General features: G+C 40.0%; 23 protein-coding genes. 8 read left to right on the top strand and 15 right to left on the bottom strand.

Annotation, left to right across the window (positions count from 1 at the left end; all coding sequences use genetic code 11):
* Positions 1 to 2: 2 nt before the first annotated feature.
* From AN390_RS09780 to AN390_RS09735, 10 genes are all read right to left on the bottom strand, one after another.
* Positions 3 to 1,370 carry a MotA/TolQ/ExbB proton channel family protein gene (locus tag AN390_RS09780; protein ID WP_055254179.1) on the bottom strand — a complete coding sequence of 456 codons (1,368 nt, stop codon included), beginning with the start codon at positions 1,368 to 1,370 and terminating at the stop codon, positions 3 to 5.
* 10 nt (positions 1,371 to 1,380) lie between these two features.
* Positions 1,381 to 2,133, bottom strand: coding sequence for a DUF3450 domain-containing protein (locus AN390_RS09775; RefSeq protein ID WP_004586345.1), 753 nt, complete (start codon positions 2,131 to 2,133; stop codon positions 1,381 to 1,383).
* 232 nt (positions 2,134 to 2,365) lie between these two features.
* A complete protein-coding gene (locus AN390_RS09770; protein WP_055254177.1) occupies positions 2,366 to 2,980 on the bottom strand; it encodes a DsbA family protein in 615 nt (204 codons plus the stop codon).
* Positions 2,977 to 4,074, bottom strand: a complete 1,098-nt coding sequence (locus AN390_RS09765; protein ID WP_055254174.1) for a GGDEF domain-containing protein — start codon at positions 4,072 to 4,074, stop codon at positions 2,977 to 2,979. The genes AN390_RS09770 and AN390_RS09765 overlap by 4 nt, the downstream gene beginning before the upstream one ends.
* A 3-nt stretch (positions 4,075 to 4,077) precedes the next feature.
* The gene (locus tag AN390_RS09760) at positions 4,078 to 5,967 is read right to left on the bottom strand and encodes a methyl-accepting chemotaxis protein (RefSeq protein ID WP_055254172.1); all 1,890 of its coding nucleotides are present in this window, start codon (positions 5,965 to 5,967) and stop codon (positions 4,078 to 4,080) included.
* Between the two features lie 246 nt (positions 5,968 to 6,213).
* Positions 6,214 to 7,467: a sugar MFS transporter gene (locus AN390_RS09755; RefSeq protein ID WP_055254170.1), complete on the bottom strand. Its 1,254-nt coding sequence runs from the start codon at positions 7,465 to 7,467 to the stop codon at positions 6,214 to 6,216.
* Positions 7,468 to 7,551: 84 nt separating this feature from the next.
* On the bottom strand, positions 7,552 to 8,439 hold the full coding sequence (locus AN390_RS09750) for an ABC transporter substrate-binding protein (protein WP_055254168.1): 888 nt from the start codon (positions 8,437 to 8,439) through the stop codon (positions 7,552 to 7,554).
* Between the two features lie 90 nt (positions 8,440 to 8,529).
* Positions 8,530 to 9,042 (bottom strand): RNA methyltransferase, encoded by a 513-nt coding sequence (locus AN390_RS09745; RefSeq protein WP_004586351.1) that lies wholly within the window; start codon positions 9,040 to 9,042, stop codon positions 8,530 to 8,532.
* Positions 9,042 to 9,554 carry a YcgN family cysteine cluster protein gene (locus AN390_RS09740; RefSeq protein WP_024031710.1) on the bottom strand — a complete coding sequence of 171 codons (513 nt, stop codon included), beginning with the start codon at positions 9,552 to 9,554 and terminating at the stop codon, positions 9,042 to 9,044. Before AN390_RS09740 ends, AN390_RS09745 begins: the two co-directional genes overlap by 1 nt.
* Before the next feature lie 95 nt (positions 9,555 to 9,649).
* Positions 9,650 to 11,491, bottom strand: coding sequence for a DUF885 family protein (locus tag AN390_RS09735; RefSeq protein WP_055254166.1), 1,842 nt, complete (start codon positions 11,489 to 11,491; stop codon positions 9,650 to 9,652).
* A 152-nt stretch (positions 11,492 to 11,643) separates the two neighbouring features.
* Between AN390_RS09735 and AN390_RS09730 the strand changes: the two genes are divergently transcribed.
* From AN390_RS09730 to AN390_RS09720, 3 genes are all read left to right on the top strand, one after another.
* Positions 11,644 to 12,915 carry an amidohydrolase family protein gene (locus tag AN390_RS09730; protein ID WP_055254164.1) on the top strand — a complete coding sequence of 424 codons (1,272 nt, stop codon included), beginning with the start codon at positions 11,644 to 11,646 and terminating at the stop codon, positions 12,913 to 12,915.
* Between the two features lie 210 nt (positions 12,916 to 13,125).
* Positions 13,126 to 15,543 carry a TonB-dependent siderophore receptor gene (locus AN390_RS09725; protein ID WP_055254162.1) on the top strand — a complete coding sequence of 806 codons (2,418 nt, stop codon included), beginning with the start codon at positions 13,126 to 13,128 and terminating at the stop codon, positions 15,541 to 15,543.
* A gap of 154 nt (positions 15,544 to 15,697) precedes the next feature.
* A complete protein-coding gene (locus AN390_RS09720; RefSeq protein WP_004586357.1) occupies positions 15,698 to 16,249 on the top strand; it encodes a GbsR/MarR family transcriptional regulator in 552 nt (183 codons plus the stop codon).
* 54 nt (positions 16,250 to 16,303) lie between these two features.
* On the opposite strand, the gene AN390_RS09715 is transcribed toward AN390_RS09720, so the two are convergent.
* Together AN390_RS09715 and AN390_RS09710 are read right to left on the bottom strand one after the other, a co-directional pair.
* Positions 16,304 to 17,320 (bottom strand): lytic transglycosylase domain-containing protein, encoded by a 1,017-nt coding sequence (locus tag AN390_RS09715; RefSeq protein WP_004586358.1) that lies wholly within the window; start codon positions 17,318 to 17,320, stop codon positions 16,304 to 16,306.
* Positions 17,313 to 17,600, bottom strand: coding sequence for a YcgL domain-containing protein (locus AN390_RS09710; RefSeq protein WP_004586359.1), 288 nt, complete (start codon positions 17,598 to 17,600; stop codon positions 17,313 to 17,315). The genes AN390_RS09715 and AN390_RS09710 overlap by 8 nt, the downstream gene beginning before the upstream one ends.
* A 155-nt stretch (positions 17,601 to 17,755) precedes the next feature.
* Here AN390_RS09710 and minC point away from each other — a divergent pair, with 155 nt between their 5' ends.
* Genes minC through minE form a run of 3 tightly spaced genes read left to right on the top strand, consistent with a single transcriptional unit; the run spans position 17,756 to position 19,543 of the window.
* Positions 17,756 to 18,463 (top strand): septum site-determining protein MinC, encoded by a 708-nt coding sequence (minC, locus tag AN390_RS09705; protein ID WP_004586360.1) that lies wholly within the window; start codon positions 17,756 to 17,758, stop codon positions 18,461 to 18,463.
* A 5-nt stretch (positions 18,464 to 18,468) separates the two neighbouring features.
* Positions 18,469 to 19,278, top strand: a complete 810-nt coding sequence (minD, locus tag AN390_RS09700; protein WP_024031716.1) for a septum site-determining protein MinD — start codon at positions 18,469 to 18,471, stop codon at positions 19,276 to 19,278.
* Position 19,279: 1 nt separating this feature from the next.
* The gene (gene minE, locus AN390_RS09695; protein ID WP_004586362.1) at positions 19,280 to 19,543 is read left to right on the top strand and encodes a cell division topological specificity factor MinE; all 264 of its coding nucleotides are present in this window, start codon (positions 19,280 to 19,282) and stop codon (positions 19,541 to 19,543) included.
* 85 nt (positions 19,544 to 19,628) lie between these two features.
* Here the strand turns inward: minE and AN390_RS19885 are convergent, their stop codons facing one another.
* Positions 19,629 to 19,886 carry an outer membrane protein gene (locus tag AN390_RS19885; protein WP_236695090.1) on the bottom strand — a complete coding sequence of 86 codons (258 nt, stop codon included), beginning with the start codon at positions 19,884 to 19,886 and terminating at the stop codon, positions 19,629 to 19,631.
* 146 nt (positions 19,887 to 20,032) lie between these two features.
* Positions 20,033 to 20,350: an outer membrane beta-barrel protein gene (locus AN390_RS19880; RefSeq protein ID WP_236695088.1), complete on the bottom strand. Its 318-nt coding sequence runs from the start codon at positions 20,348 to 20,350 to the stop codon at positions 20,033 to 20,035.
* Between the two features lie 134 nt (positions 20,351 to 20,484).
* On the opposite strand from AN390_RS19880, the gene AN390_RS09685 reads away from it, so the two are divergent.
* Both AN390_RS09685 and AN390_RS09680 read left to right on the top strand, forming a co-directional pair.
* Positions 20,485 to 21,381 (top strand): LysR family transcriptional regulator, encoded by an 897-nt coding sequence (locus AN390_RS09685; RefSeq protein ID WP_055254160.1) that lies wholly within the window; start codon positions 20,485 to 20,487, stop codon positions 21,379 to 21,381.
* A gap of 70 nt (positions 21,382 to 21,451) precedes the next feature.
* Positions 21,452 to 23,137 (top strand): RluA family pseudouridine synthase, encoded by a 1,686-nt coding sequence (locus AN390_RS09680; RefSeq protein ID WP_055254405.1) that lies wholly within the window; start codon positions 21,452 to 21,454, stop codon positions 23,135 to 23,137.
* 172 nt (positions 23,138 to 23,309) lie between these two features.
* On the opposite strand, the gene rnd is transcribed toward AN390_RS09680, so the two are convergent.
* Complete coding sequence (gene rnd, locus AN390_RS09675) at positions 23,310 to 24,440, bottom strand: ribonuclease D (protein ID WP_055254158.1); 1,131 nt, start codon at positions 24,438 to 24,440, stop codon at positions 23,310 to 23,312.
* Positions 24,441 to 24,444 lie beyond the last annotated feature (4 nt).

Here is a 24,444-nt window from a genome sequence, read left to right as displayed (position 1 = left end):
GTTTATGCTCCCTTCTCGCTTCGCTGTGCGATAATACCTGCGCTTTGCTCTTGAATAGTAAGCAAAATATTTTTAGCGCGTGTATTAAGTAGGGTGTATAAAAATACCGTAGGAATTGCCACAACTAAGCCTAGCACCGTTGTTACCAATGCTTGCGAAATACCACCAGCCATTAGTTTAGGGTCACCTGTACCAAATAATGTGATTGCTTGGAAGGTGTTAATCATACCGGTTACTGTACCTAGTAAACCTAGCAGTGGTGCCACCACCGAGATGATTTTAATAAGCGTTAAATTACGCGTTACTTTTGGCATTTCACGTAAAATAGCTTCGCTTAATTTAAGCTCTAATGTGTCGTGGGCAACATCAGGGAATTGATCTTTAACTTTCATTACGCGGCCAAGTGGGTTGTCATCGCGTGCTACATCATCTTTAAGTTGACGACGAATTTTACCGCCCATAATCAGTAATGAGAAAAAACGTTCAAGTGAGATAAGTAAAGCAATAACACCTACACCTAAAATAACGTAACCGACTGTGCCACCTTGGTGTACGCGCTCTTCGGTATCTGGTGCTTGCACTAATAAACCTAAAATTGAGCCACCCGTTGGGTCAAGTGCAAACTGCACAACACCATTTTTTGCATTTTGTAACTCTTCTGCAGTTGCAGTAAAACGTGCTACAGGCTGGCGATTTAACTCGCTTAAGGTATTTGTTACTGGGTTAAATTCTAGGTATTTACCGTTAGAGATTAAGTTAAAAGCACCTACACGTACCACTTCTTGCTGTGCTTTTTCACCACCTTGTACAATTACATCGGTAGTAAAGCGGCTTACTTTACCTTGCTCTGTCATTTCGCGTTGTAGCTCAAACCATACTTTTTCAATATCTTCGATAGAGGCAAGCTTTGAAGTAGAGCCCATTTTTTGTGCTAGCTCATCCATAAATGTGCTACGACCCGCAATTTCAGCTGATACCACAGAAGTAGCGAACTTATTGCTAGAATCACCTGCAACTTGCTGAAGCACACCAAATAGCTCTTTTAAAGAACCCATTCGTTTAGACAGTGTTTCTGTTAAGTTAGCAAGTTTAATTTCGTTTTCTTCAAACTGTGTTTCTAAGCGCTCAGACTCAGCAAGCATTTGATTACGTTTTGCTTGTGTGTTGTTAAGCATTTGCACTTGTTCGTTTTGGCGCGCCATAAATTCTTGTTCGCGTTGCTTGTTTTGCGCGCTTTGAGCCGATTTGCCTTCTTCAAGTGTTTTTAATAGTGAGTCTAAGTCCATAGGCTCAGCTGCCACACTAGCGCCTGCAAAGCTTAGGCCTGCAGCAAAAAGGGCCATTTTTGTCATTTGAGTAAACAGTTTCATCTTCAACCTCTTATTCTGCTGCGTGTACTGGCAGAGTTAACATATCTGGGGCAAGTTGCTTACGTGCGATACGTAAACCTTTGTTGATTTGGCTAATTGTTGAGTCTGGTAAAGTAACAAACGACTTTGTTTCTTCATCCCAGCTACCAGCTTGCTTACCATCACGTGTTAAATAAATAAGCTCTAAGCGGCCAATGCGTAAAAAGTCTACTTCACGCTCTTTACCGTCTACCGTTAGCAGTGAGGTGTAGGCTTCAATAGTGCGTCCGTAATCAACTTCAACTTGGTATGCTTCTAATACGCGGCGGAATTTTTCGCTTGAGTTAATATCTGCACGGTCCATCATGGCGTTTAAAGAGCTAATACGCTTAGTGCGCTCTTCTTGCAAAAATGGCACATCAAGTGCTACAAATTGCTCAAGCCCTTCAATCATGCGCAGCATTAGTGGTGTTATCTGACGCTCAATAATAGAGACCTGATCCATTGAAAGGTTAAGTGACTCCATTTCTTCAATTTGGTTATTTAACTGTTTAGTTAATTGCGCGTTATAAACAGTTAAACCATCAATTTCTTTATTAAGGGTTTTAAACTGTTGAAGACGTCCTTGCATTGAATCAGCAATCTTGTCTATTTTTGTTTGTGATTGCGCAGCTGATTTATTTATTTCACTGCTTTTATCGATAACCTTTTCTAAATCATTGGCATGTACTGCAGCACTTGCTGCTACAATACCAGCTAAGATCAATGGTTTAACGCCTTTCATCGCATACACCTTTACTCGTTAATTAGCGGATTTGCTAGTTTGTTGTTTTAGCCTAAACTGACTTGTTTTAGGCTAAAGATTTTCAATGAGTGAAATTGTATAGATGAATAATGACAGGCATGTTGCGCAAAAAAGTCTATTTTGTTACAGCTGTAACATTTGCGTCTTATATCGGAGTGTTTATATGCAAAGCGTGTATTAAAGGAGCAAATACACGCATTTTGGCTAGTTGTTAAGCTAATAAAGCGTTAATTGTGTTTAGTGTTTGCTGGTGATCGGTGTAATTTATTTTAATTGCAATGGCTTTATTATCAGTTATTAATACTAACGAAGGAAAGCCTTGTATAGGCAAGCTTGCACTAAATGCTAACTCCTCGTGTAATTTTTGATTCAAAGCCTCTGAGCAAAGTTCCTCGGTAAACTGTTGTTTATCTAGCCCGATTTTTTCAGCTAAGTTAATTAGAATACTTTCATCAGATGGGTTTTGGGCATGTAGATAATAAGCATGTTGAATTGCCTCTATCATTTGTGGCTCTTTATTATGCGCTCTGGCAATAATCGCCGCTCTGCAGGCTGGGTAGGTAGAGCGCCTTGGCTGACAAACCTGCCAAAAATCAAAATTAAACTGTGTGCCCAACATCGCACTAATTTTATGCCACGTGCTTTGGAGCATAGCGCGCATATTTTCTGGCATGGGTTCTTGGCTATCTGGGGCAAGCCCCCCTACTTTGTATTCTATAGTCAGCTGCGAAGCTAATGCGGCTTTTAGTTTTAACCACGTCGGTTTATATCCCCAGCACCAACTGCACATAGGGTCGTGTACATATATAAGTTTAGTTTGAGTCATAGTGTTCCTGTGTGATTTGATACAACTTTGTTACGCCCTTGCTCTTTAGCTAGGTACAGGTATTCATCTGCTTGTTTAAGTGCACGGCTGTAATGATCCACATTATCAACCTGTGCCACCCCAATACTACAGGTAATAAATACCCGTTTATTATCGCTGGTTAAAATAGCTTGTTTTGCGACACATTGCCTAAAATCATCGGCTAATTTTGTAGCCACTGGGGCTGTTTCTTTAGGTAAAATCACCACAAACTCTTCGCCTCCATAACGGGCTTTAACTGCGGAGTTTGGAAATTGTGAATCAAGTAATTTGGTAAATTCTATCAACACTGTATCGCCAAAATCATGACCATAGGTGTCGTTTAGTCGTTTAAAATTATCTAAATCAAGTAATAAAATAGAAAACGGCAGGTAGTTTTCGGGCGTTTTAGCGGCTAATTTTAAAAAGTGAGCGGTGATGAAACGCCTGTTCGCGCCACCCGTTAACTGATCTGTATAGGCATCTTGCGTTTGCGCAAGGGTTATATCAGCAATTGCCAGGTGACTTTTATGCCTGAAATATTCACCTATAAACGAAAAAATAAACACCAGTGTAAAAGAGGCTAAAAAGCGAGACTTTTCAATACCGCCATAGTTAACTTGGCCAAAATCAGGCCCGTATAAAATAACACTGCAACACAGTAATAAGCCTAAGCCAAGCCTGCAGCCATGCTTTACACCTAAAGAGGCAAAACACACTACAGGGTAAAACATTAGCCAATAAAGCGCGGTATTTTCTTTTCCGCCTGTATACGTAAGGGCTACACACATAATAAACACTATACACATACTTATAAGTGCAACCATTTCAAGCTTGGCTGTTTTTATAAAATAAAAAGTGCCGCTAATAAGCGTAATATTAACCGCTATTAACGACGTGGTAAGAATAGGTGAATACACCTTGTAGTTAAACACCACCAACATAGAGATAACAATAATAGCAATGGCTATCATGGTGAATAGTGAAAATGCTTGGCGCTGTTTATCCGAGCTATACACCTTATCTATGTTAATAAGGCTTAACCAACTTTGTCCTGTAACCGATTTTTTTGGCATATTTTAAACTCTAAACTTTTGAACCATTTGCTCTAAATCACTAAATTGTTGTTTAAGTTTAGTACATTCATTGAGGGTGTTTTTTAAGTTTTCTTGGCTTTGTACCGATAACTCACTCATGCTTGTAATATCTGCGTCGAGCACTTTAACAAGGTCGTTTTGCTCAACAGTGGCATTGGCAACACTATGATTAGCACTGCTAATTTGTTTTATTGACTCTATTATTTGGCCCATTAACACGCTCACACCTTCAGCGTGCTCTACGCTTTTTTCACTGTCTTGAATACTTGTTTTCATCAGCTCTACCGCTTGGTTTGAGCCTCTTTGTAGTTGCCCTACGGTATCTTCAATCTCTTGGGTTGATTGCTGAGTACGATGAGCTAACTGGCGTACCTCATCAGCAACAACAGCAAAACCGCGCCCAGCTTCGCCTGCTCTTGCAGCTTCAATTGCCGCATTTAATGCAAGTAAGTTGGTTTGCTCGCTCACACCTTTTATCACCTCAAGCACTTGCCCAATGCTAATTGTATGCGCGTTAAGGCTATTAATAGTGTGTTGCGCTTGTTCCATATTGGCTGATAACTGATGAATACTATTAACGCTGTGCAATAAGGTTTGCTGGTTTTGTGTTGAATGCTCATCTGCATTTTTAGCAATTACAGAAGCGTCACTGGCGTTATTAGCAATAGCCATAGCCGATTGTGAAAAATTATTAACCGCCATGGCCACACTATCAGTACGTTTTGTTTGGTCATGGTGCATGGCTAATGAAGAATGTGTTTGCGACACCACGCTGGCTATTACGCTATCGAGTTGTTCAGTCGTTAATTTAACGTGTTCTATAGAGTGCTGAATTTTTTCAATAAAAATGTTAAACGAGTGACTAATTTGGCCAAACTCATCATTGCTTTCAACCTTTAAACGTTTGGTTAAATCGCCTTCGCCTTTTGCAATATCTTCTAGTGCATCATTTAGGCGCGCCATAGGTTGCATTAAGTAACGCAGTAAAAATTGCATAAACACAATAATGGCCACAATTCCCACTAACATATAAATAAGCGCGTTAACACCAAAGCGAGACACCTCTGCATAGGCTTGGTTTTTATTAATAACGACACCTAAATACCAGTCAACATTATCTATGCCACGTATTTTAGTAAACGATATCAACCGCGGCTCACCCGCTATATCATATTGTGTAAATTCGCTATTAAGCGCGGTAGGTTGGCCAAATAATTCGGAAGTGTTTTTTAAATTAAGTTCGCTATTAGGATGGCTTAGCACTTGGCCATTTTTATCTACTAAAAAAGCATACCCTAACCCTAAAAAATCAATATCGTTAATTATTTCAGTCACTGTGTGCATGTCTATATCTGCACCCGCTACGCCACTAAAGCGGCCATTGCTTTGAATGGGCACAACTGCAGATATAGTAAGCTCGTTAGTGGTTACATCAATATACGGGGTGGTAAATGCGGTATAGCTTTTATTTTCGACTAACTTATACCAAGGGCGCGAGGTGGCATCAAAATCAGAAGGTAACACAATGCTTTGATCGTTAAGTATAAATAAACCACTTGGTTTACCTATATACGTGTTTTTAAAGCCACCAGCGTATTTAGCAGTATTAAGCTGGGCAAGGGTTAACTGTTTTGGATCACTATTTTGGTGAGTTTGCGCAATCGATTTTACTATGGTGAGTTTGGCATTAAGCCAGCTTGCAATGTTTTGTGAGGTAGATTCTGAATTTTGCTTAAGGACTAAATCGAGCTGCTGTTGCGTTTGGTTACGCATGGCGATGTAATTATTTATAGCAAATAAACCCAGTACAATAACCAGTACCATAGATGCTGCAATAGTCACTTTTGAGGTGAATTTAAGTGAGTTAAGCATGACTGCCCTTTTTTATTTTTTTGTTATTAATTATATTTTTAGCAAAAATTTAAAGGTATGTCGTCGTTAATGAGGTAGATAAGCAGGTTATGTACTTAAAATAAGAATAAAGAACCAGCTCTATTCGGTATATAGTTGTAACAACTCTATTTTTTTAAAAACAACCCCACACTTGGAACGTTCCTATAAAATGGCAATAAAAAAGCGACTGAATACGTATTCAGTCGCTCTTTCATCGGGGGGTATTTACCACTTTTTAGCTAAACGAACCACGTTTAAGCCATACCAAGCAATAAATACATAACATACTAGCGGAACAAAAAAGCTTTGCTGAATATTAACAACATCAGCAATGTAACCTTGTAATAAAGGCACCAAGGCGCCCCCTACTATTGCCAAACACAACCAACCAGAGCCTTTACTGGTTAATGAGCCTAAGCGCTCTATCGCTACAGAAAATATAGTCGGGAACATAATTGAGTTAAATAAACCAATGGCCAGTACCGCGTACAGGGCTACATTGCCTTGCGTAAATATAGTCACAAGTAATAAGGCAATTACCATGCAGGCATTAAATGCCAATGCTTTAGATGGCGCTATTTTTTGTAGCGCAGCAGAGCCAATAAAACGGCCAACCATTGCTCCGCCCCAATAGTAACTGATCAGTGCAGCAGCAGCGTGCTCTTCAAGCCCAGCTATATGTGCTTCACCAAAAAAGTTAACTAAAAAACTACCAATAGCCACTTCACCACCAACATAACAAAATATAGCAAATACGCCCATTGTTAAATGAGGTGCCTGTGTTAGTGAGCGAGTTTCATTAACCGGGTTATTTTCTTCTTTATGGCCTTCTATTTCAGGAAGCTTAATAAAGGCAAATACGATAGCAATAATAAGTAAGGCCGCTGCTAACATTAAATAAGGTACTTTTACAGACTCAGCAGTAGCAGCACTTGCCGCTAATGTACCTGCGGTACCAAAAAACAGGATACCTCCAACATACGGGCCTACGGTTGTCCCTAAGGCATTAAGTGCTTGCGCTAAATTTAGCCTAGATGAGGCGGTTTTTTCTGGCCCTAAAGCAGCAACATACGGGTTTGCAGAAACCTGCAAAACAGTTACACCAGCAGCCAGTACAAATAAAGCACCTAAAAACAACCAGTATTCATGCACCACTACCGCAGGGTAGAACAACATACAGCCAATTGAGGCAACTACTAGGCCGGTTAGTATGCCTTTTTTATAACCTAATTGTTTAACCAAAATTCCAGCTGGAATAGAGACAATAAAATAGGCGCCAAAAAAGCAAAACTGTACGAGCATTGCTTCAAAGTAAGTTAGGTCAAAAACGCCTTTCAGACGAGGGATTAGTACGTCGTTTAAAACGGTAATAAAACCCCATAAAAAAAACAGTGTGGTCATTGCAGTCAGCGGTAACAGGTAATTTTTATTTTGTTGCTCTTTGACCGCAAATGATTGATTGGTATTTATTTCACTCACGTCATTTTCACTCCATTAACAAGTTGAAAATGATTTTACACGTTTGCGACATAATATAAGTACAAAATAATTGGAACGTTACAATTAATCGCATTCATTTAATAAGGCCTGTTTCATCCTTTGGGTTTCGCCGCTATTTTTAAATTTGTATAAAGCTGTATTAATATCTTCTAATACAGTGAGCCAGTTTGGTGTTTTTTTACTTATCGCAAAATATAAAGGGTTATGTTGAATTACCTTGCTTTCTGGCTCTACGGCACTGAGCAAAGCGCGTTTTTCATTTTCCGCTAAAGAGGCATACTTTACAGAGTAAGTTAGCACTTCAGGGTCACCTATAATTAAATCTACACGTCCTGCAGCGAGTAATTTTACAAGTTGTAAATCGTCTACGGCATGAATAATAATAAACTCATTATTATCCATCATAGCATCAAACTCAGGGGTGTTTTGGTACCCTCTTACAACACCAATACGCGAGCCTTTAAGCGACTTTAAATTGCCATTGAACCTGTTGGGCTCGCCTTTGCGTTTTAAAAAACCGATATTGCCGCCCGAAAACGAATTTGAAAGGCCAAGTAATTTTCGACGAGTATGATTTGGTACGTAATCAGAAGGGGCTGTATCTTCAATAAAGTACTCTGGCAATAAAATATCCGCTTTGCCAAGTTCAACGGCTCTAACAGCTCTAGCCCAGGGTACAAATTCAATATAAATATTATAGCCAGCACTGTTAAATGTAGATACCGCAAATTGGTATACCCACCCTTTGTTACAAAGTTTGTTCCCAATGTAAGGCGGCCAATCTTCGGTTACCACATGGATAGTGCCTTTACTGTTAGGCGCGCTAAATAAGTAACCCGATTTATAGCGCTCACCTATTACAGTGTGACGAGTATCATCTTGCATGTAGGTCACAGGAACCTCAGCAAAACAATAAGATGAAAAGAGTATGAGGATTAAAAATAAACGCATAATTAAATTTCATTTACAATATGTTCCTAAAGTGTAGAACTTAGTACATAAAGTAAAAGAAATTTTAATTAAAATTACAGCAGTGGGTGCTTAAGCTTTTACCCACTTCATTTTATTATTGGTATCGCGAGAATTAATAATAGTTGAGTCGCTGCTCTCCACCCCGCCAAGTTTGGCTAAACGGTCGTAAAGTACCACATTGCAGGTGGCCGCAAGATTCATACAACCAATTGTAGGTACGTAAACCACTTCATCGCACCATTTTAAAACCTCTTTTGGTACTGAGCCGTCTTCTGGCCCAAATACATAAAATGCGTTTTCAGGGTGTTTAAAATCAGGTAACGCAGTGGCGCCTTCAATCAGCTCAATAACCACAACCTTTGCGCCTTCAGGTTTTACACTGAGTAGGTTATCAGTGCCCGTAAGCGCAATACGCTCAACAACATTTTTAGTGTCGGTATGAAACTTTTTAGCATTTAAGTAGCGACTACCGGTAAAAAATACTTGTTTAGCGTCATAGCAACCCGCGGCACGTAAAACGCCGCCAACATTTGTAGGGCTTTTAGGATTAATTAAACCTATTACAGCCTTAAGCTCGCTCATTAGTCGCAATCCTTTGTTGGCCACTCAGCAATGTATAAATCAAAGTCATCGAGCTTTACGTCACAGTCTTTTACGGTTTTATCTTTAACAGAAATACCAAGCGCATGCATTTGGGTTTTGTCACCCTGATTTAATAGCGGATGCCAAGAGGCTAAACCTCGCCCCTCGTGGAGACGGCGATAACTACAGCTTTGCGGCATAAAAAAGATATCTTTAAGGTTGGCTTTGGTCAGTTTAACGCAAGAAGGGACCAGCGTTTGGCGGTTTTCGTATTCGCTACAACCACAGGTATTGTTATCAAGGTATTGGCAAACAATGTTGGTGAAAATAAGCTCTTCACCTTCACGTAGTTGATCGGTGGCGGTAAATTCGTCTTCATCTTCACTGTCAATAAAGGTATTTAAACAGCATTTTCCGCAACCATCACAAATCGCTTCCCATTCGTTTTGGTTCATATCGGCTAAGCTTTTTTTAAGCCAAAACTGTGTATTTGCTAACTCTTGATCAAACATAATTTACTCGCGCCCCTAAAGAGCGCGCATTCTAACGTATTGCTACAGCGCGCGCAAAGCCCGTGCCTTTATTTGTACGGGCTTTGCGCATTTTGCTATTTACTGGCAGTAACCCAACGTTTAATTTTTTCCTCTAAAATAGGCATCGGCAAGGCGCCATCAATCAATATTTGCGTATGAAACGCTTTAATATCAAACTTATCACCTAACTCTTTTTTAGAGTAGTCACGTAATTGTTGAATTTTAAATTGGCCCAATTTGTACGACAGTGCTTGGCCAGGCCATGCAATATAACGCTCAACTTCTGCTATCACATCGCTTTTAGCCATTGACGAATTTGCCAGCATGTAATCGATACCTTGCTGTCGAGTCCAGCCTTTTGCATGAAAGCCTGTATCAAGCACTAAGCGCATTGCTCTAAGTTGCTCATCGGCCAAACGCCCGTACCACATATAAGGGTCGGTAAATAAGCCCAGCTCTTTTCCTAGGCTTTCTGCGTACAACGCCCAGCCCTCTGCAAATACCGTGTAGCCGCCAAACTTTCTAAAATCTGGTAGGCCATCTATTTCTTGCTGTAAAGCAATTTGAAAGTGATGGCCTGGCGCGGCTTCGTGTATAGAGAGTGTTTCTAATAAAAATTTTGGCTGCGCTTTTAAGTTATAAGTATTGATGTAAAAAATACCTGGTCGAGAGCCATCAGGTGCCGGCGCTGCATAAGATGCACCCGCTGCAGATTGAGCTCGATAAGGTTCAACCGCTTTTACAACATAAGGGGCTTTAGGCGCAACATCAAACAGTAAAGGGACGCGCGCATCTATTTTTTGTTTTATATCTTCATACGCTGCAATTAATGCCTCTGGCGTATCGTAATAAAATTGGTCCGAATCACGTAAGTGCTGAAAAAATTCATCCAAGGTGCCGTTAAAACCTACCTCGTGTTTTACTTTTTTCATCTGACTTAAAATACGCGAAACTTCACTTAAACCAATATCATGTATTTCATCTGCAGAAAGGCTCAACGTGGTATTTTTTTTAATTTGATATTCATACCAAGCTTTACCATTAGGCAAGTCACTATAACCTACCGTTTCTCGGCTTTGAGGAATGTATTGATTGGCTAAAAAGTCGCTCATACTTTTATATGCAGGCACTAATTGCTGCATAATAAGTGCTTTATATTGCGCCGTTATTTGCTGCTTTTGCTGTGCAGTAAATGAGGCTGGTAAGTTTTTAATTGGCCCCCAAAATAACGAATCCTCTGCATTTTTAACCACATGCGCAGCAAATTGTGGCTGAAGCTTTTTAGCTAATGGTTTTGGTAAGGTAATGCCCGCTTTAATCCCTTTCGCCATCGCGCGCTCTACACTGCTGAGCCACGTAATAAAGCCTTCGCTTCGTTTTATAAAATTATTGTAATCTTCTACGGTATTAAATGGCTGCGCACTTTGTCCCGAGCCAAAACCTGCAAAGGTATTATGCGCTCCCGCCATTTGGTTAATAGGCAGCATATAGCTTGGAAATTGCATTCCCTCTAAATTAAGTGCTAGGTCTCTTTGTAATATTTCATAGCTGAGTAACGCTTGCCCTGTTAATTGCGACTTATCAATAAGTGTTAAACGTTGTTGATACTTTTTGTAAAACGCGGCTTTTTTTGCCCGATTTTTTTGAGTAATAGCGGGGGTAAACTTATCATTAAATTCACTGCGCCCACTATAAGTTGCATTAATAGGTTTAAAGCTGAGTAACTCGTTGTAGTACTGTGCTACAAGTACATCTAATTGCTGCTCATAAGAGAGCTCTGAAACAATAGCTGCAGGTGCGTTTGACGTGTTTAGCTGTGCACTATTGCCAGTGTTATTACTGGTTTGTGTGTTCATACAGCCACTTAAAGCAAACATAACGCCACTGGCAACTAAGGCTAATTTAATTGATTTCATGGTAATCCTTTTTAGTATCGTCAGTCGATTATGCGCATTTAACCTGCGTTAATAAAGAAATTACGATAAGTGGCGATTAACCTATTATATTTACACTTTTATATTAGGTTGTTACATTTCAATTAATTGAACCGCCACCAGAAGAAAAAACAATGAAAAAAAAGCTACTCAGCGCCTCCGTTGCACTTATGTGTTTAGGAAGCTTTAACGCGCAAGCCCTTACTTATATATCTGCTAAAGCAATGGTAGATGTACAAACAGGCGAGGTTATTCAATCGCCGCTGATCACCATTGATAATGGGGTGATCACTGATGTTACACAAAACAAAAAGCCGAGCATGAGCAAAAACGATCAGCATATTGATTTACCCGAGCTCACTTTAATGCCGGGCCTTATGGATATGCATGTACATTTGACCAGCGACCCTACGGTATCTCGAAGTGAGCGTTTAAGTCAGTCGGTACCGCGCATGGCCATTAAAGCCGCGCACTTTGCTAAAAAAACATTGCTTGCAGGTTTTACTACCCTCAGAAATGTAGGAGCCGAGGGCTATAGCGTTATTGCAGTGCGTGATGGTATTAACGCCGGAGATATTGTAGGCCCGCGTATTTGGGCAGCTGGCCCTTCGCTTGGGATCACAGGCGGACATTGCGATAATAACCGTTTACCACCAGAGCTAAAATACACTTCAACAGGGGTAGCCGATGGCCCATGGGCTGCACGTGTAAAAGTACGAGAAAACATAAAGTATGGCGCTAATGCCATTAAGTTTTGCGCCACGGGGGGCGTTTTTTCTAAAGGTACAAAAGTGGGTGTACAGCAGTATTCATTTGAAGAAATGAAAGCCATTGTAGATGAAGCCCACATGCGTGATTTACCTGTAGCCGCTCACGCACATGGCACAAGTGGTATTAAAACAGCTATAAAAGCCGGCGTAGATAGTATTGAACATGCCAGCTTTTTAGATGATGAAGCCATCGCACTTGCTAAAAAACATGGCACGTGGTTATCAATGGACATTTATAATACAGAATACACACTGAGCTTTGGTGAGCAAAATGGGGTAGATGAAGAAAACCTCAATAAAGAACGTCAAGTGTCTAAAAAGCAGCGCGACAGCTTTAACCGCGCAGTAAAAGCCGGTGTAAATATGGTATTTGGTACCGATGCTGCTATTTACCCTCATGGCGATAACGCCAAACAATTTAGCCGTATGGTTAAATTTGGCATGAGCGAACTACAAGCAATACAAGCTGCCACCATTAACAGTGCAAAGCTATTAAAAATGGATAATAAACTGGGTCAGCTAAAATCAGGGTTTGCAGCCGACATTATTGCCGTAAAAGGTAATCCACTTAAAAATATCTCTGTGCTTGAGCGCATTCCTTTTGTTATGAAAGCAGGCGTTGTTTATAAAAAATAGTCATTAATTAATGTATTATTTTACAAAAGCATGAAAGCTTACACTTTCATGCTTTTTTATTAACCGCATTAATTTAACCTTAAATTTACTTTTTAGAACAATAACTCACCTACTACGCAATTAATTTCACTTTTTTAGAATTTTTTATTCACTTAACGAATAATAACTATTATTATTCGCACACTCTATGGAATGCGAATAATTATCAATATGAAAAAGTTCAAATACTCTCTTGTTACACTTGCGTGTTTAAACGCATCATTAGCGGTTGCTGCAACAACGGCTGAAAAAGACATTGAGCGCATCAGCGTTTACGAAAAGCAAAACCAAGTTGTAATGAGCTCAGGCCTTGCAACTAAATCAGACATGTCGTTAATGGAAACACCGGCACCAGTTGTTATTATTGACCGTGAACTTATAGAGTCACAAGGTGTAGATAGCCTACAAGAACTTGTACGTAATGTAAGTGGTTTAACTCAAGCCGGTAATAACTACGGTATAGGCGACAATTTAGTCATTCGTGGTCTTGATGCTAATTACACTTACGATGGTATGTATGGTGGTGCAGGCTTAGGTAATACATTTAACCCAACTCGTTCACTCACTAATGTTGAGTCGGTTGAAGTACTTAAAGGCCCTGCTACCGGTTTATATGGCATAGGTAGTGCTGGTGGTGTTATAAATCTAATTGAAAAAAAGCCTGAGTTTGAAGAAAAACATAAAATATCTGCCGAACTTGGCCAGTGGGATAGTTATTCACTTGCCTTTGATAGCACCAATGCGATTACCGATGACCTAGCGTATCGCGTAATGGCTAAAACAGCCTCAAGCGATGGCTTTCGTGATTTAAAAGAAGACCGCGACGAAATTTATACCTCGCTTAAATACATACTAAGCGACAAGCAAGATATCATGCTCTCTGCTGCCTATATTAAAGACTCAATTGCAGTAGATTCTATTGGCCACCCTATTCGAATTTATAATGCAGAAACCGCCAATGGTTTAACTGCAGGTGAAGTAACTGGCGCAGATTTAGTAAATGACCCATCTGGTAATGGTGTTCAATTAACTGCGGCTCAACAAACACAATTGGCACAGTCGCTTTCATCAACCGATGGCCTTACCCCGTACGATTTTGGTACTAACGGTATTATCTCTCCTATGGCGGATGATAATGAAGGTGAAGAGCTTCGCTTTAAGCTAACCCATAATTACTTTATTACAGATGATTTATTTTTAAATCAGCAGTTACAGTACCGTAACTACACATCAAGCTTTGCTCGTCAAACTGGCGCGTTTAATTACGTGTATTCAACACGCGATGGCATTATAAATAACGACCCGCGTGCCCCGTTAGTTGAAGACGGTGTGCTTTACCCGTTTGCAGCGCGACGCCAAGAATACCGCCAAGTCGAAGCTGATGAAAAGTCATGGCAGTATTTCTTAGATTTACGCTATGACTTTATGTTAGGCGACGTAGATAACGAATTACTGGTTAATGCAAACTACGAAGACAGAGACATTCGCTTTAAACAGTATTCTATTTACGATGCTGACAAAGTTATTTACGACAGCGAAGGAAATGTACTTTACCAAGGCACCCTGCCATATATTTATGATATGCGCTCACCAAATTGGCCAACAGGCAGTTTTGATGACTACGACCCACTAAAAACCAGTGACTACAATAAAAAAGTACAAGCGTGGGGCTTAGGTATTCAGCACGTAGGCTACATTACTGAGCAGCTTACAACTCGAGTTGGTGTTGCTTATAATCGCATTAAGCAAACATATGAGCACTATGGTGTAGATGAGCGTTATAGCTCAAGCCGCGCTGAGCCAACGCCTGAAGCAAACACATCAGACAGTGGCTTAACTTATAACTTAGGCGCAACCTATCAACCTACTGAAAACTTTTCCGTGTTTATTAACCACGCTAAAGGCCGTACTGCCTACAGTGTATTAGGCTCAGTAGCAGGTACGGAGGCCGACCGTGAAGACTCTGAGTCTATCAGTAACGATTTAGGCTTTAGATTTAAAGCATTTGATGATCAGCTTTTAGCATCACTGGTGGTATTTGAAAGCGCGCGTACAAACCTTGAATACACAAACCCACTTTATGAAGCCGGTGTGTCTGGGCCTGATGTAGTAGAGAGCTACTACGATGGTGAAGAGCAAACCAAAGGCGTTGAACTCGATTTAAATGCGCACTTAAACGAGCAATGGAAAGTAAATGTAAACGGCGTATACCAAGATGCCCGCGATAAATCTAATCCAAATAGCAGCAGTTACGATACGCGCCAAAAAGGCGTACCGTATGTAACGGCAAGTACGTGGGTTACCTACTACGCCGATATGTTTAACCTACCTGAGGCTGTTAATGTAAGTGGCGGTATTACTTTTGTTGATAACAGAAGCACTAACTCAAGCTCATTTAGTATTCCTGATGGCTATGTACCAAGCTACACGGTGTACGACGCAGCAGTTTCGTACACCACCGATAAGTGGCACATGCAGCTTAATTTAAACAATTTGTTTAATAAAAAGTACTACTCTAAAGCCATGTTTTTAGGTGGTATGCCAGGCGAAGAGCGTAATGCAAAACTAAGTTTTAGCTACACACTTTAACCCTGCCTAAGCAATTAATTTACTCCTACTAAAAGTAGGAGTAAATTAAACTTAATCTTGATTTAATACTCTACAAAAGATACCAGGCTAAACGTTGCTATAATTTATAAGCGTGCTAGCATTACTTTCTGAATTTACTGAAACTTAAAAAGCTATGAGTCTATCTGAAAAAAACTTAGCCTTTGTTATGCACTGTGGTGAAATGGGCAGCCGTTGGGGTTTCAATCGTACGATTGGCCAAATGTGCGGTTTACTGATCATCACCAAAGAGCCCATGACCGCAAATGAGATTGCCGATGCGCTAAGTATCTCGCGTGGCAATGTAAGCATGGGAATTAAAGAGCTCCAGTCATGGCAATTAATTAAAGTGCATCATATCCCTGGTGATCGTAAAGAATATTACGCCCCAGCGGGTGAAATTTGGGATATGGCTAATCGCGTATTTGAAGAACGTAAAAAGCGTGAAATAGACCCTACCCTAAGTTTGCTACGTGATAACCTTTTAGACGAAGCAAACAACGAAGAAGAGCGCTATGCACAAAAGCAAATGGGCGAAATCCACAACCTACTCGAAACGGTTACTAAGTGGTCTTCAGAGTTACAACGCTTAAGCCCAGAGCAACTTAATAAGTTAATGAAGCTTGGTTCAGGAATTGGCAAGGTTATCGATTTAAAAGATAAAATATTTAAAAAAGAACATGATTAAACAAATAAAAAAAGCCGCATAGCGGCTTTTTTTTATTATACAACTGCGTATAAATTATATTTTTGGATAACCAATTCTATCTGATAGATAGCCCACGCTGGTAGCAAAGTAATATGAGCGGTTCCAGTGCATAAACACTTTGTAATTATCGTACGCTAAGTACATACGCCCATTAATGTCATCGGGCATTACCAGTGCAGCGCGTACATCAACATTAGGTAAGTCAGAGCCGTCAGCTTTGCGTACACCCAGAGCTTGCCAGTCTGCAAGCGAGCGCTCTGAGTCGTTCCAATATTCTAACCATTGCTTACGTGTTTTAGTGCCGCGTTTTAGCACGTATTTACTGTCAAAATTTTCAGGTAATTTTACCTGGCGACCCCAAGTTAGTGAGTCATTCCAACCTTCTTGTTTTAAATAATTGGCAATCGATGCAAATGCATCCTCTTTTGTGGTCCAAATATCTTTACGGCCGTCGTTATTGTAATCAACAGCGTAGGCGTTAAAAGAGGTAGGCATAAACTGAGTTTGGCCCATTGCTCCAGCCCAAGAGCCTTTAAATTTATCAAGCGTAATATGGCCTGACTTTAAAATATCTAATGCTGCCCAAAGCTGGCGCTTATAAAGTGCTTCACGACGACCATCAAAGGCAAGCGTCACTAGCGATGAAATAACATTATGGCCACCTTGTATTGTGCCAAAGTTACTTTCAAGACCCCATAATGCCACTATAAAGCGTGCTTGTACGCCAAACTCTTTTGCAACTTGTTCAAGTACATCTTTATTTTCTGCGTAGAGTTTACGTGCACGATCAATTTTCCATTGCGGTACACGTTTTGGTAAGTAGGTTTCGAGGGTTTCTTTAACCTCTGGCTGGTTTTTATCAGCCGATACTACTTTTTCTTTGTATGAGGCAGTCGCAAATGCATCGTCTATTAACTTGCTATCGTACCCTTTAGCAATGGCCTCTTGTTTTAAATCACTTAAATAAGTTTGAAATTCGGCCTGCGTTTTAGCAACTACAGAGCCACTTAAACACACTGAGCATAAAATTACGGCTAACTTTTTAATCACTATCAACTCCGTTTTCTTTTCGTAATTGGCTAAGTAAATTTTCTTCCGGCGGTGGAATTTGCAAATAGTAACCCTTGTCTGGGTCAGCTAACGCTGCTTTTACTGTTTCAAGGTCGGCACCGCCTAAATGATCACGCTTTGCTAAATTGATAATCATTACATAAATAGGTTGACCAAACATAGCCAGTAAAGGTTCAGGCACTTTACTAAAATCATCTCTTTTTTCAACAAATAAGAAGGTATCCGCTTTTTTCTTACTTTTATATACCGCAGTGAGCATAATGGCCCTATTTAATCTTGCTTAACATTGCCGCACACTATAACATGAGAGTAATAATAAGTTAGAAAAATTAGATTAGAAATTTCATTAAAGGCCTTATTCAGCCTACGTTTATCTAAAATTAATTTCTAATCAGACAAATCAATTGAGCGTGTATGTCGGAACAAATTTTTGAGCTAAAAGGGAACCTTTTCACGTTGTCAGTATTGCATCTTTATAGCACTGATATCGCCCTTCTAGCAGAACAGTTGTATGTAAAAATAGCCCAAGCTCCTCGTTTTTTTGAAGGAGCGCCTATTGTTGTTAATTTAGAAGAAATTAAAAACAGCTCACTTGATTTTGTACATTTAAAATCTCTCATTGAGCGTATGAGCTTTAATGCTGTAGGTGTTTGTAATGGCTCAGATGAGCAACACACGCAAGCTAAAGCCGCTGGCCTTTCTGTACTAAATTACTCGCAAGATGCTAAAAGTGCACCCGTTAAACAAGAGGCGCCTAATACCTCTATTGTTGAAAAAAACGTGTACTTACCTGCGCAAGTAATTAATGGCACGGTACGCTCAGGGCAGCAAGTTTATGCAAAAGACAGAGACTTAATTGTACTTGGTGCAGTTAGCCATGGTGCAGAAGTAATAGCCGATGGTAATGTGCATATTTATGGCACCTTACGCGGGCGTGCAATTGCAGGTGCAAAAGGGATTAAAGACGCCTGCATTTATTGCCAAAAGCTCGAAGCCGAATTGGTTTCAATTGATGGCAATTACTGGATCAGCGACTCATTACAAGGTGAGCACTGGGGCAATGCAGTACAAATACAACAAAAAAACGAATCATTAGAAATTTCAGCTTTGGTTAAAGGATAAATCTCATGGCAAAAGTAATTGTCGTTACCTCTGGTAAAGGCGGTGTTGGTAAAACAACATCAAGTGCTGCAATAGGCACCGGTTTAGCTTTAAAAGGCTATAAAACAGTTATTATCGATTTTGATATTGGCTTACGTAATCTAGATTTAATTATGGGGTGTGAGCGCCGCGTAGTATACGATTTTGTAAACGTAATAAACGGCGAAGCCAACCTAAATCAAGCGCTTATTAAAGATAAACGCGTTGAAAAATTATTTTTACTACCCGCATCACAAACACGTGATAAAGACGCCCTTACCCGCGAAGGCGTAGAGCGCGTTTTAAACGAACTAAAAGAAGACTTTGACTACATTGTGTGTGATTCACCTGCAGGTATTGAAGCCGGCGCAATGATGGCGATGTACTTTGCTGATGAAGCAATTGTAACAACAAACCCTGAAGTATCTTCGGTTCGAGATTCAGACAGAATTTTAGGTATTTTACACAGCAAATCGAAACGTGCTGAAGAAGGCCTAGAAAATATTAAAGAACACCTATTATTAACACGCTACAACCCTGAGCGAGTTGAAAAAGGTGAAATGTTATCGGTAGAAGATGTTAAAGATATTCTGTCGATTCCTTTACTTGGTGTTATTCCTGAGTCGCAAGCGGTATTAAGTGCGTCTAATTCAGGCCAACCAGTAATACTTGATGGTGATTCAGATGCAGGGCAAGCATACGCTGATGCAATCAATCGCTTACTCGGTGAAACAGTCGATTTTCGCTTCTTAGATGTTGAGAAAAAAGGCTTATTTAAACGGATTTTTGGAGGTTAATGTGTCTTTACTTGACTACTTCCGCTCAGAAAAGAAAAATAGCGCGTCATTAGCAAAAGAGCGATTGCAGATCATTGTCGCGCACGAGCGTTCGCAACGCGGAACACCGGATTACTTACCACAATTAAAACAAGATATTTTAGATGTGATCCGTAAGTACGTAAATGTAAACACTGATGCAGTGCAGGTACAGTTTGATCAAAACGAAGATGATTTAGCGGTACTTGAACTCAACGTGACATTACCTGACGAAGAAAAAAAGTAGCACAACTAAAAGCGGCATTTTAAATGCCGCTTTTTGCTTTGCACACTCACTACACGTATGTGGTGCATTGTGTTGTGTTTTAAATTTAAAAGTTTACACGTAAACCAAGTAAAAACTCATGGCTTGCTGCACTGTCAATTTTAAAGCCATCGGTAAATGCATCTTGCCCCGTTTGCACATCACCAAATTCAATGTATTGATACTCAGTGTATAACGACATAGTTTTAGTTATTTGATAGTTAACCCCTGCACCAATATTCCATGTAAATTCGGTTGAATCGTCATCAGCATACGCATCGTAATAGCCATCAACATTTCCATCGAATGCGTCAAAGGCGCTAATGCCTGCACCACCTAATTTGCAGAATAGCTGTTATCAGCAACCCCTAACCCCGCTTTAATATAAGGCGTAAACGCGGTGCTGTTATCAAAATCGTAAAAGCCTTCAATTGTATAAGTGGTGGTCTTTAAATCCCCCTTTAATACATACTACTCACCTTCACGTGCACCCACGCCAACTTTTGTATCGCTATAGTCAGTATCATGATAGCTAATACGCGCCTCTACTCTAAATTGAGGATTGAACTGATAACCTAAACCAATACTGCCTACACTGCCCTCACCGGCATCAAATTCAGATGGAAAATCGGCATCTTCGGCAATATTGTTACCAATGGCTTGAGAGTCATTTGCTTGCGAACTATAGCCTACATGTGCAGTTCCATAAAACCCCTCTGCACTAGCTAAAGTAGGCGCGGTACACGCTAAAGCAATTGCTGCAACTATAGTTTTTTGTAATGTGTTCATTGTCATTCCTGATCTTTTTAACAACCAAATTATTGGGCTGTAAGGCTAATGTTTAATTCGCAGCTAATATAACTTTTAGATACACAAGCGAATAGATACAATAACGGCACAATACAATTCCGACTTTCAGAACAATGATTAACTATTTACGACACATGGCTATTTTTGCCAAAGTGGTTGCTGGCGGTTCATTTCGTATTGCAGCTAAGGAGCTTGGCATAGCACCTTCACGTGTTAGCCATAGTGTTTCTGACTTAGAACAGTTTTTAGGCGTCACTTTATTACATAGAACAACCCGTAAATTGTCGCTTACCCCTGAAGGTGAAAAATTTTACGCCCACGTAGAAAACATAACAAAACACGCAGAGGCAGGTTTGAACGAAATTAACTCTGTGGGTGATGAGCCTATAGGGTCTTTAAAAATATCGCTACCCGCCTTTTTAGCAAGCTCCGAAATTTTAGCCGCGATAGCAGAATTTGTGCAAACCTACCCAAAAGTGAACTTGTCTCTTAATTACACAGACCAAGTAATAAATATAATGGATGAAGGACTCGATTTAAGTATTCGAGTTGGCTGGCTAGAAGACAGCTCACTCATGGCGCGTAAAATTGGAGAGAGTAAACGCTTTTTAGTTGCCTCAAGTAAGTACGCGAGTAAGCATCAACCCCCTACGCACCCAAACGATTTAAAACAGTGGGATTGGGTTCATTTTAGTATGCGCGGCAGCACTGTAGATTTTACATCCCCAAATGGCGAAGTGGTGTGTATTTGTGAAAAGTCGCGCGTAAATGTAAATAGTGCGCTTGCAATAAGTCACTTTGTATCTGAAAACTTGGGCCTTGGCATATTGCCCAAAAACCTAGTAAAAAAACAATTAGCACGAGAAGAGTTCATTCACATTTTACCTAACTGGCAACTCAAGCCGCTTGGTTACTATGCGGTATGGCCAAATAATGCACGCAGAGAAAACCTAACACTATTATTAGTGCGCTTTTTAGCTAAGCGCGGTTTAATAACCGCAGAGGATTAAGCAAGTACCCCTTAAGTGAATATGTTATTATGGGCCCATTACTTTGCTTTATGCCTGCTATTACTTTGCTATGTTAAATCACGCTTCTTGTTTTACTTTATTTGATTGCTCTGTAGATTCTATAGCGCTTCCAGATAAATTTACGTTTCCGTTTTACTACCAGCCTCATCCGTTATCTGTTTTAGCCGCAACACAATTGCAGCAGCAACTTGAAACGCATTTACCGTATAACGAAAATGACAGCAGTAATACAGCAACGAATGATGGCAAAATGTTTGGTGTACTGGTTGTACAAAACCAGCAACAACAACTTGGCTTTTTAGCGGCGTATTCAGGCCAGCTTGAAAATTTAAATACCGATATAAAATGCGTGCCTAATGTATCTACAATGGCACTGGAAGATGTGAGTTATTTAAAAGAAAGTAAAATAATTAACGACATAAATGCGCAAATACATGCCCTAGAAAATGCAAGTACATTGAATAAATTAACAGCGTCATTAAATGCGGATAAAGCCGCGTTTGATCAGCAGTTACACGCTCAACAAAGCGTAATGCAAGCCAATAGAAAAGCACGTAAAAAGGCGCGCAGTGCACTTGAAATTGAGCAAAGCCAAGCGATAACGCCTGAGCAACAAGCAAACTTGAATGAATTGGCCAAACAAAGCATAGAAGATAAAAAACACTATCAAAGCATAAAAGATCACTGGCACGATAAAATAACTCAGCAAGAGCAGGCGCTTAATGCCCTACACGACGAAATAAAACAGTTAAAAAAACGACGTAAGGTTTTATCTAAAAACCTACAAAAGCAAGTGTTTGCACAGTACCAGTTTTTAAATGCAGAGCATGAAGTTAAAGATCTCAATGCCATATTTGCAGCATTGCCAGAGCATACTCCGCCATCAGGTGCTGGAGATTGCGCTGCGCCCAAGCTATTACAATACGCTTACCTTAATAATTTAAAGCCAGTGGCTATGGCTGAGTTTTGGTGGGGGGCCGCACCTAAATCGGCAATACGCCAACATAAAAACTATTACCCTTCTTGCTACAGTAAGTGCCAACCTATTTTATCGCACATGTTAAAAGGCCTCAGCATAGAAGATAACCCGCTACTCGTTAACCCTGCTGAAGGTAAAACGCTGCCGATTGTCTATCAAGACGATGATATTGTTATTATAAACAAGCCCAGCGAGTTTTTATCTGTACCAGGTGTCAATATTGAAGATTCTGTGTATTTACGTATTCAAACGCAATTTCCGCACGCTACAGGCCCGTTAATTGTGCACAGACTAGATATGTCTACATCAGGTTTATTAGTGGTGGCGCTCAATAAACGAGCCCACAAAGCACTACAAAAGCAATTTATTGCCCGCACCATTGATAAACGTTACATTGCGCTGGTTGATGGTATTGTGCCCAAGGACAGTGGCAAGATAGAGCTGCCCTTGAGACTTGATTTTGACGATAAGCCACGCCAGCTTGTTTGTTATAAAAACGGCAAACCCGCACTTACTACATGGCAGGTGCTTGAACGTAAAAACAATATTACACGCCTACAGCTCTACCCTAAAACGGGCCGCACTCACCAATTAAGGGTACACTGCGCTCATCACTTAGGGCTGAATATGCCTATTATTGGTGACACACATTACGGTAAAAAAGCCAACAGGTTACACTTACATGCCGAGTATTTGGCGCTAGATCACCCCATTACACATAAGCGTTTAACGTTCAGCGTAGCGCCCGATTTTTAATACCAATTCGCATAATTAAGTGATCTATTTTGAGGATGGAAAAACGTGTTGATAGCAAGGCAAAAAAATCGCTAGAATTTTTTAACGCAGATAGCGACACGTTTAGCCCCTAAAAATGATTAAATATTATTGCGAATTGGTATAACATAGCCTGTTAGCTTAAAAAGTGGGTTTAATTATCCCACTCTTTAAGAGCGTCTTTAACAAAACTATAGCGCCAAGAATTAAGTAAATCAGGTTTAATATGAGTTAGCTTTTGCTCATCGGTGAGTTTCCAATTCCAGCTAATAAGCTGATTAATTTGCTTTTTAGAGGCCATTACATCCTCTGGTATACCCTGCTCTTTTGCCACTTTAGTGATTTTTTGCTTAATATCTTTAGCTACTTTTTTATAAGACGGAAAATCAATTAAACGCTTAAGCACTGGCGGATGCTCATCAACCGGGAGTACTTTGGCCTTTTCAATACACTTTAGTATTTCGACTCCAGAGCGGTTTACTTCCATTGACTCAACACCCGGAATTTGTCTTAGCGTATTTAAACTCGAAGGCCCACGTTTAGCAATTTCCGTCATATTGTGCTCTTTAAGCACAAAGTTAAGCGCTAAATTTTTACGAATAGCTTTATTACGACGCCATACAGCTAATTCTTTTAATACTGCGAGCTCGTGCGGTTTTAGTTGCCATGCGTTTTTTATATCTTTGTAAAGCAGCTCATCTGGGGTTTGAAAGGCGCGTTTATTTGCAATTAACTCGCTCTCATTTATGACAATATCAAATAACTCAGCTTTATTTATACGCTCAATTATTAGTTCAAAACAAGGAAGTAAATGAAACGTATCAGCGGCTGCATAATCGAGCTGCTTTTTAGTTAATGGGCGCTGTAGCCAATTAGTTCGCGATTCACTTTTGTCTATTTCTATGCCTAATAGCTCTTTTACCATTAGCGCAAAGCCCATACAGTTGCCTTCGCCTAAAAGCTGAAGAGCAAATTGTGTATCAAACAATGGAGCGGGTACAAAGCCTGCATATTTTTGAAATACTTCAATATCTTCTGAGGGTGAATGCAACACTTTCAGTACTGATGGATCTTGTAATATTTGCCAAAATTCAAATAACGAGAGTTCGGCAAGTGGATCTATAAGGGCAAGATGCTCGCCATCATATACTTGAATAAGTGCAACTTCAGGGTACAAAGTACGGCGGCGCATAAACTCTGTGTCTATGGCTAAAATAGGCTTGTTTTTTATTTGCTCAACAAAGGTGTTGAGTTGATTTTGTGTTTCGATCAATTGGTATTGCACTTAA

Source organism: Pseudoalteromonas sp. P1-11, from assembly GCF_001399995.1.
In the GTDB taxonomy this organism is placed as follows: domain Bacteria; phylum Pseudomonadota; class Gammaproteobacteria; order Enterobacterales; family Alteromonadaceae; genus Pseudoalteromonas; species Pseudoalteromonas atlantica.
This window is presented reverse-complemented; position numbering and strand designations above follow the sequence as displayed.